General features: G+C 65.6%; 7 protein-coding genes. 3 read left to right on the forward strand and 4 right to left on the reverse strand.

What is annotated here, in order from left to right:
• Positions 1–38: 38 nt before the first annotated feature.
• Positions 39–1,796, reverse strand: a complete 1,758-nt coding sequence (locus ACSBQT_RS17695; protein ID WP_435002189.1) for an FAD-binding protein — start codon at positions 1,794–1,796, stop codon at positions 39–41.
• Between the two features lie 103 nt (positions 1,797–1,899).
• Between ACSBQT_RS17695 and ACSBQT_RS17700 the strand changes: the two genes are divergently transcribed.
• Complete coding sequence (locus ACSBQT_RS17700) at positions 1,900–2,853, forward strand: LysR family transcriptional regulator (protein WP_435002190.1); 954 nt, start codon at positions 1,900–1,902, stop codon at positions 2,851–2,853.
• Between the two features lie 46 nt (positions 2,854–2,899).
• On the opposite strand, the gene ACSBQT_RS17705 is transcribed toward ACSBQT_RS17700, so the two are convergent.
• Positions 2,900–3,886 (reverse strand): LLM class flavin-dependent oxidoreductase, encoded by a 987-nt coding sequence (locus ACSBQT_RS17705; RefSeq protein WP_410709735.1) that lies wholly within the window; start codon positions 3,884–3,886, stop codon positions 2,900–2,902.
• Positions 3,887–4,537: 651 nt separating this feature from the next.
• On the opposite strand from ACSBQT_RS17705, the gene ACSBQT_RS17710 reads away from it, so the two are divergent.
• The gene (locus ACSBQT_RS17710) at positions 4,538–5,263 is read left to right on the forward strand and encodes a PQQ-dependent sugar dehydrogenase (protein WP_435002191.1); all 726 of its coding nucleotides are present in this window, start codon (positions 4,538–4,540) and stop codon (positions 5,261–5,263) included.
• Between the two features lie 235 nt (positions 5,264–5,498).
• On the opposite strand, the gene ACSBQT_RS17715 is transcribed toward ACSBQT_RS17710, so the two are convergent.
• Both ACSBQT_RS17715 and ACSBQT_RS17720 read right to left on the reverse strand, forming a co-directional pair.
• A complete protein-coding gene (locus ACSBQT_RS17715; protein WP_435002192.1) occupies positions 5,499–6,146 on the reverse strand; it encodes a copper resistance CopC family protein in 648 nt (215 codons plus the stop codon).
• A 65-nt stretch (positions 6,147–6,211) separates the two neighbouring features.
• On the reverse strand, positions 6,212–6,727 hold the full coding sequence (locus ACSBQT_RS17720) for a low molecular weight protein-tyrosine-phosphatase (RefSeq protein WP_435002193.1): 516 nt from the start codon (positions 6,725–6,727) through the stop codon (positions 6,212–6,214).
• Positions 6,728–6,780: 53 nt separating this feature from the next.
• On the opposite strand from ACSBQT_RS17720, the gene ACSBQT_RS17725 reads away from it, so the two are divergent.
• A partial coding sequence (locus tag ACSBQT_RS17725) for a M13 family metallopeptidase (protein ID WP_435002194.1) occupies positions 6,781–8,749 on the forward strand: 1,969 nt, incomplete at its 3' end.

Raw genomic sequence — 8,749 nt, forward strand, 5'->3', positions numbered from 1 at the left:
ACCTCGCGCGAGGTTGCTGGGCCGCCGTCAGGTAGCAATTATTCGACTAGTTTGCCTTCTTGGCTGATTTCGCCGGTGTGCATGAGTGCCGCGACATCCGCCGAAACTTCAGGGATCGACTCGCGGACGACTCCGGTGGACGGGGACCAGACCAAATTGACCTGCAGGTCCGGGTCCTGCTCCGGGTAGTCGCTGCGGTTGTGGCAGCCGCGGGTCTCCCGACGCTCCAGCGCACATTCGAGCGTCGCCCGTGCCGCGAGCACCGAGGACCGCAGATCGAAGGCGTGGGAGAGGTCGGCGAATCCGGCGATGTCCGGGTGGATGCCGACATCAGCCATCCGCGCCTCGATCCCGGCGAGCTTCTCCAGACCGGCGAGCAGTCCGGCCTCGTCACGGACGACTCCGGCGTGCTCGGTCATGAGGTTACGGACCTCGCGTTGCAGGGCCCGCACGTTCTCCGTGCCCTCGGAGGCCAGCAGATCGGAGATCTCCGCCCGGGCCTCGTCCACCGCAGCGTGCGACCGCACCTGAGCCTCCAACGAATCGGAGTATGCAACGGCTGACCGACCGACGATCCGACCGAAGACGAGGAGTTCGATGAGCGAATTCCCGCCCAACCGGTTCGCCCCGTGCAGACCGGACGACGCCTCACCGATCGCCCACAATCCTTCGACATCGGTGCTGTGGTCGACCGGGTCGACCCACACTCCGCCCATCGAGTAGTGCGCGGTCGGGGCGATCTCGATCGGCGAGGCCGTGATGTCGAGCATCTGGGTTTCCATGAGCGTCTGGAACACCCGCGGCAGCCGGTTCATGATGGTCTCGCGCGGCAGGTGGGAGACGTCGAGCCACACTCCCCCGTTCTCGGTGCCGCGCCCCTCGGCGATCTCCGTATAGGCGGCGAGCGCCACCCGGTCGCGGGTGGAGAGTTCCATGCGCTGTGGGTCGTAGCGTTCCATGAACCGCTCCCCCAGGCCGTTGCGCAGGATTCCGCCTTCACCGCGGACCGCTTCGGAGACGAGGGTGCCGGCCGCGTTCTCGGGTTCGATGATGCCCGAGGGGTGGAACTGGACGAGTTCGGCATCGCGCAGTCGAGCGCCTGCTTCGACGGCCAGGCGGAAGGAGTCACCGGTGTTCTCGTCCCGACGTGAGGAGGTGCGTCGCCAGATCCGGTTGTGTCCGCCGGCGGCGAGGATGACGGCGTCGGCGTAGATTCGGTAGCCGGTGCCGTCGATGACGTCGAAACCGAAGGCGCCGAAGATGCGGCCGTCGGCGACGAGCAGTTTCGTGATGTAGACGCGGTCGAGGATCGGGATGTCTAGGGCTTCGGCGCGACGAATGAGGGTGCGCTGGATTTCCAGCCCCGTGTAGTCGCCGGCGAAAGCGGTGCGACGCCAGGTGTGGGCGCCGAAGAAGCGCTGAGAGATCCGACCGTCGTCCTCCTTCGCGAAGTCCATTCCATATCGCTCCAGGTCAGCGATGCCTTCGGCTGCTCCCTGGGTGACGATTTCGACGGTGCGGGGGTTGGCGAGGTCATAGGATTCCTTGATCGTGTCGGCCGCGTGCTGCTGCCAGGTGTCGTCCGGGTCCATCGTCGCCAGGGCCGCGTTGATGCCGCCGGCTGCCAGCGAGGTGTGGGCGTCCTCCTTCGGCCGTTTGCCGACAGCGAGGACGTCGGCGCCGGCTTCGGCGACCTCGATCGCGGCCCGCAGACCCGATCCGCCGGTTCCGATGACCAGCACCGAGGTGGAGATGGAGTGTTCTTTTCGGCGGGATCCGCCCTGTGTGGTGTTCATGAATTCCACTATGGAACCGCCCGTTCCATACGTCCAATGCATTGTTTGAGTCAAGTCGATAGCGATACACTATTGCCATGTCTGACCTGCATGGAGACCGATCATGAACCTCGAACAGCTGAGAAGCTTCGCCGAGGTGGCCGCCACCGGCCATTTCACGAAAGCCGCCGCGACGCTCCACTTGGCCCAGCCCTCCCTGTCCCGACAGATCTCGACGCTGGAGAAGGAACTCGGAGCCGAGCTCTTCCACCGCGCACACGGACACATCACACTCACTGACGCCGGCCAGACCCTGCTGCCGACGGCGAAACGAATGCTCGCCGATGCCGAGGCGGTCCGCCGCGACATGGACGAGCTCGCCGGTCTGCGGCGCGGTCGCGTCCGGCTCGGTGCGACCCCGACCCTGTGCGTGAGCCTCGTGGCCGAGGCGATCAGCCGGTTCCACACGGCCCATCCCGGCGTCGAACTCGAGCTCGTCGAGAAGGGCTCCCGTGAGCTCATCGAGTCACTGGCCGGCGGCGATCTCGACCTTGCGCTCATCACCCGCACCTTCGACCTCGCCCCGCAGATGCCGAGGCTCAGCCTGCGCGGGATCCTTGCCGAGGATCTCGTCGTCATCGCCGCCGCCGGTTCCGACCTGCTCACCTCGGACCGTGCGCAGACCGATCGGATCACGCTCGCCGAGGTGGCCGACCGACCCCAGGTCCTGTTCCATCACGGTTACGACCTCAGGGAGGCGACCTCCTCAGCGTTCGACTCAGCCGGCCAGATACCACGAGTCGTCGTCGAGGGGGTGGAGATGGATGCGGCTCTGCGCTTCGTCGAGCGTGGTCTCGGGGTCGCGATCGTCCCGGCGATGGTCCTCGTCGACCGGCCCCGGTTGGATTCGGTGCCGCTGGTCGATCCGCGCCTGCCGCGCACGGTCAGCCTCGCTAAGCGCGCGGACGTGCGGGCGACCAGGGCCGCCTCGGCGATGGAGTCGACGGTCCTGTCCACAGCCCGCACGCTCACCGACGTCGAACCCGACCTCTCCGACTATGTCCGGGTGCTGGAGTAGGCAGTTCCCAGCTCAGCGCGCCGCCACGCGGACACGGCTCCGAGCCTCAGAACCAGGCGTCGGCGAGCAGTTTCAGCGACTGGCGCTGCACTTCAGGGTCGTAGGCGTAGGTGACGGTGATGAGCTCATCGGCGCCGGTGCGTTCGACGAATTCGGCCATCTGCGCGGTCGCGGTATCGGGCGAGCCGACGGCGCTGATAGACAGCATCGGGCTGGTCCCGCCCTGCGCATAGATCTCGGCCGGGTCGACCGGGGGCTGCAGATTGCGGCGACGGCCGGTGCGCATGTCATTGAACATCTGCTGCACCGAGGTGAACTGGCGGGCCGCCTCGGCGTCGGTGTCGGCGACCATGACGTTGATCCCGGCCATGACGTAGGGTTCGTCGATCTGCGCGGTGGGCGCGTCGGTGGTGAAGGAATCGCGGTAGGTCTTGATTGCGATGTCGATCTGGTCGGGTGCGAAGTGCGAGGCCAGGGAGAACGGCAGGCCCAGCTGGCCGGCGATCGAGGCGCCGTTCATCGTCGATCCGAGCACCCAGATGGGCACGTTCATCCCCGCCGAGACCGCGGACTTGATCGGCATCGTGTGCGCCTGCCCGGTGTGGGAGAACCAACCCTGCATGTCATAGATGTTCTGCGCGAAGTCCTGCGGTTCGGCCGAGGACCGGGCGAGCGCCTGCGCGGTCATCCCGTCCGTGCCGGGTGCACGGCCGAGGCCCAGGTCGATGCGCGGCCCGTGGATGTTCGCGAGCGTTCCGTACTGTTCGGCCACCATGAGCGGGGCATGATTGGGCAGCATGACACCGCCGGATCCCACCCGGATCTTCTCCGTCACCGAGGCGGCCTGTGAGATGAGCAGGGCCGTGGCGCTGGCGGCCAGGCCCATCGTGTTGTGGTGCTCGGCGAACCACAGGCGCTTATATCCCAGTTCGTCAGCGAGCTTCGCGTTCGTCATCGATTCGGCAATGCCTTCGCGCGCGTCAGCTCCTTCCCGAATGGAGACGAGATCGAGGATGTTCAACGGAACGGACAAGGCGGAAGGCTCCTTCGGTGGGCGTGCAGTGCGAGCGCAGAGGGCGATCGCAGAATTTCAGTCACGTGAGGCAACAGTCCGAGCAGACGGTTCTATTCCTGGGCAGACGATCCCAGTCCGCGGCAAGAGGTTCAGTTCGCAGGCAGCCGGCGGATAGTCTGGTTCAACCGGACTCCCCGACGCAGGACTCCCCGACGAAGGAGAGATCATGAGCGCCCCAGCACAGCACCGAACCGGACGGCTTCTCACCGGAGCCGCAGTGTCCCTGGCCGTCGTCCTCAGCGCCTGCTCCTCCGATTCGGACTCCGGCGAGGCCGACGATCGGGGCGGGGAGGAGTCGGGAACCGCCTCGGCGAGCCGTGGTTCAGGATCTTCCGACGCCGGGTCAGAATCGTCAGCACCTGGCGCAGACTCTCCCGAGGTCGTCGCCACCGGACTCGAATCCCCGTGGTCGATCGCCTTCCACGGGCAGACCATGCTCGTCAGCGAACGCGATTCCGGTCGTATCCTCGAAGTCTCCGCAGGTGGCGACGCTCGCGAGGCCGGTCGGATCGATGATGCCTCAGCCTCGGGTGAGGCCGGCCTCCACGGTCTCGCAGTCGACGATGACCGCTCTATGCCTTCTTCGCCGCTGGGACGGAGAATCGGATCGTGCGGTTCGACCTCCTCGGCGAGGCCGGGGACCTGTCCCTGGGTGAGGAGGAGACGATCCTCGACGGACTGCCGACCGCGAATTTCCACAACGGCGGGCGGCTGGCTTTCGGGCCCGATGGGATGCTCTATGCCACGCTCGGCGATACGGGCGATCGCGACAGTGCGCAGGAGGAAACCGCGCTGTCGGGGAAGATTCTGCGCATGACGCCCGACGGCGACATACCTGCGGACAACCCGTTCGGCGATTCGCTCGTCTTCAGCATGGGGCACCGGAATCCGCAGGGTATCGGGTGGGATGACGAGGGGACGATGTATGCTTCGGAATTCGGGCAGGACACATGGGACGAGCTCAACGTCATCGAAGCCGGCGGGAATTACGGATGGCCCGAGGTCGAAGGCATCGTCGAGGGTGACGACGGCTCGACCGGCGGGGACGGCGATTTCATCGACCCGGTGCAGCAGTGGTCCCCCGACGAAGCGAGCCCCAGCGGACTGGCCGTCACCGATGACAGCATCCTCATCGCCGGGCTGCGTGGTGAGCGCCTGCACCAGGTGCCGCTCGACGTTCTCTCGGCTTCCAACGAACTCTGGACCAGCGAGCATGGGCGACTGCGCGATGTGGTCGAAGCGCCCGACGGTTCGCTGCTGGTGCTGACGAACAACACCGACGGTCGCGGAGAACCCGGCCCGGACGACGACCGTCTCCTGCGCTTCACCCCCTGACGGCGGTGTCTCGTACAAGCGCACCTGTCGAACCCGATTCTCGATCAAGCCCACCCGCTTCACTCGACCCTCGTTCAAGCCGAAGCGCACTTATCAACCGGTGTACCTCGCCATAACCGCGCTGCCCCTTGAACGAGATCGCCGCCGACCCGCCTCACGATCCGAATACCCCGAGGCCCCGAACGCTCTTCGCGTTCAGGGCCTCGTGATTGAAGTGCTGTGTGGGAGTCCTCGCTCAGTTGTCCTTGGTGCCGGGCAGGCCCTGGGACTTGCGGCGCATGAGCAGAACGACGATGACGATGATGGCCAGGCCGCCGACGGACAGGAGCACGATCATCGGCGTCGACATTCCGGAATCGCTGCCGGTGGACTCGCCGATCTCGCCGCGATCCTCGGTGTCCTTGCCCGGTTCATCGACGACTCCGCCGCCGAGTCCGGCCTTCGTCGACTCTCCGGACGATTCCTTGACGTCACCGCCGGCACCTTCGGCATCCTTGATCGCGAACGAGTAGTCACCGGAGATCGGGTGGCCGTCCTGCGACACCGCGCGCCAGGTGACCTTGTAGTCGCCGGGTTTGAGGTCATCGGGCAGAGCGACGCTGAGCTTCTTGCCCTCAACGGTCAGCTCACCTGCGGAGACGTCCTTGCCGTCGACGACGACCTTGACCTCGGAGCCGACTTCCTGGATGTCGCCGGAGAAGTTCATCTCGAGCCATTTGGGCTGCTGATCGAGTTCGGCACCGTCCTCGGGATTCGACGACACCAGCTGATCGTGCGCACTGGCGGCGGGGGCGAAAGCGAACACGCTCATCGCGGCCACCAGCAGGGCGGCGAAGCCCAGCCTGAGAGCGGACCAGTTCTGTCGTGTCATGAGACGAGTCATGAGAGTTTCTCCTTCGAGGCGTACCTGCGATGTCGGTCGTGTCAGCAAGCTTGTGCCTACTAGTATCACTGAGTTTTCGCGGCCAGCGCGCGCAGACGATCCGTGATTCCCGGCACGGACACTTCAATTGTTTCAAGAGTTTCTTCGAAATCCTTGAATTCGCCGTACCAGGGATCCTCGACATCCGGTGCCGGAGCACCGGCACCCTCGATGCCCTCCACCCGCGGGTCGAACTCGCGCAGCATCCGCAGCTCCGGGGCCGCCTCGGCGGGAAGGCCTGCGATCATCCGCTCCAGGGCACGATAGTGGCGGGCGGTCATCGCCACCGCCAGGTCGCGTTCGGCCAACCATTCGGGCGTGATCTGCCGGGCGACGTGATCGTCGGTGCGGTAGCCGGCGGCGCCGAGCACACGCGCCTGACGTGGGTCGATGGGATTGCCGGCCTCCTCGTCGCTGATCCCGGCGGAGTCGACGACCGCCTCGGCGCCGGTATCGGCCAGGTGATGCTCGAGCACACGTTCGGCGGTGACGGACCGGCAGATGTTGCCGGTGCACACGAAGACGACGGATGCCAGACTCATACTCTCCTCCTCGGGCAGGGCGTGCGGGGCTCTGATCACGATACTGTGGGGCCATGACTTCTGAAACCTCACTGACCTCGATCAGGCCTCAGGACGACCTGTACCAGCACATCAACGGCGAGTGGATCGACTCGTTCACGATCCCCGATGACCGTGCCGGCGACGGAGCCATGCGTGAGCTCTTCGACACCGCCGAGACCAAGGTCCGCGACATCATCACCTCCGTGTCCGACGCCCCGCAGGAGCCCGGCTCCGAAGGGCAGAAGGTCGCCGACCTGTTCACCTCGTTCATGGACGTCGATCGCATCAACGAACTCGGAGTCGCCCCGCTGACCTCGACATTCGCCGCCATCGACGCCGCCGAGGACAAGTCAGAGCTCGCCGCCCTGCTCGCCCGGTTGGAGACCGAAGGCATCGGCGGAGTGCTCGGCGGATACGTCACCGCCGATGCGAAGGACTCCGACGTCTACGCCCTCTACCTCGTCCAGGCAGGCATCTCCCTGCCCGACGAGGACTACTACTTCAACGACGATCACGCCGAGGTGCGCGCCAAGTTCCTCGCGCACGTGCAGAAGATCGCTGCCCTGGCCGGCCTCGGTGAGAAGTCCGGGATCACCGACGCCGAGGTGGCCGCCAAGGTGATGACGTTCGAGACCGAACTCGCCCGCCACCACTGGGACCGCGTGGCCTGCCGTGATGCGGAGAAGACGTACAACAAGTATTCGATCTCCGAGCTGCGCGACCTCGGGCCCAAGTTCGACTTCGACTCCTACTTGGGGATCCTCACCGCCGATGCGTCCGATCTGAAGTACCTCGTGGTCTCCCAGCCCTCGTTCGTCACGGGTATGGCGAAGGTGTGGGCGGAGACCGACATCGAGACCATCAAGACCTGGCTGCGCTTCGTCGTCGTCTCCGACACCGCCTCGCTGCTGTCGGATGAATTCGTCGAGGAGAACTTCGACTTCAACTCCCGCACTCTCTCGGGCACTCCGGCCCTGCGAGAGCGCTGGAAGCGCGGGGTCAGCCTCGTCGAGGGCTACCTCGGTGAGGCCGTGGGCAAACTCTACGTCGCCTCCGAATTCCCGCCGTCGTCCAAGGACGCGATCGACCACCTCGTGGGCATGCTCATCAAGGCCTGCGACAAGTCGATCCGAGAACTCGACTGGATGAGCGAGGAGACGAAGGAACGCGCCCTGGTCAAGCTTTCGAAGTTCACCCCGAAGGTTGGCTATCCGGAGGTGTGGCGGGAGTACCCGGCCGCGATCGACTCCTCCGACCTTGTGGGCAACGTGCGTCGCTGCTCGCAGGCCGAACACGTGCGGCAGGTGAAGCGGATCGGCGGACCCATCGATCGCACGGAATGGCTGATGACCCCGCAGACGGTCAACGCCTACTACCACCCGGTGATGAACGAGATCGTCTTTCCAGCAGCCATCCTCCAGCCGCCGTTCTTCGACGCCTCCGGTGATGTCGCCGCGAACTTCGGAGCGATCGGCGCGGTCATCGGCCACGAGATCGGTCACGGCTTCGACGATCAGGGATCGCGTTATGACGGTGACGGCAACCTCGTCGACTGGTGGACCGAATCGGATCGGACCCTGTTCGAGGAGCGCACGAATGCCCTCATCTCCCAGTACGAAGAGCTGGTCCCGGCCGGCCTGGATGCGAACCAGCACGTCAACGGGGCGCTGACGGTCGGTGAGAACATCGGTGACCTCGGTGGTCTGTCGATCGGGTGGAAGGCGCTCGAACTCGAGCTCGGCGAACGCGCGGGAACACCGGGCGTGCCGGTGGCGCCGTCGGCCGAGCAGGCGAAGGCGTTCTTCGAGGCATGGGCGAAGGCCTGGCGGTCGAAGATGCGCACCGAAGAGCGTGTGCGCCGACTCTCGATCGACCCGCACTCGCCGGAGGAGTTCCGCTGCAACCAGGTCGTGAAGAACATGACTGCCTTCCACGACACCTACAGCGTGGCAGAGGGCGACGGCATGTACTTGGCTCCCGAATCCCGAGTCACCATCTGGT

This window comes from Brevibacterium sp. H602, assembly GCF_051172395.1.
GTDB lineage: Bacteria > Actinomycetota > Actinomycetes > Actinomycetales > Brevibacteriaceae > Brevibacterium.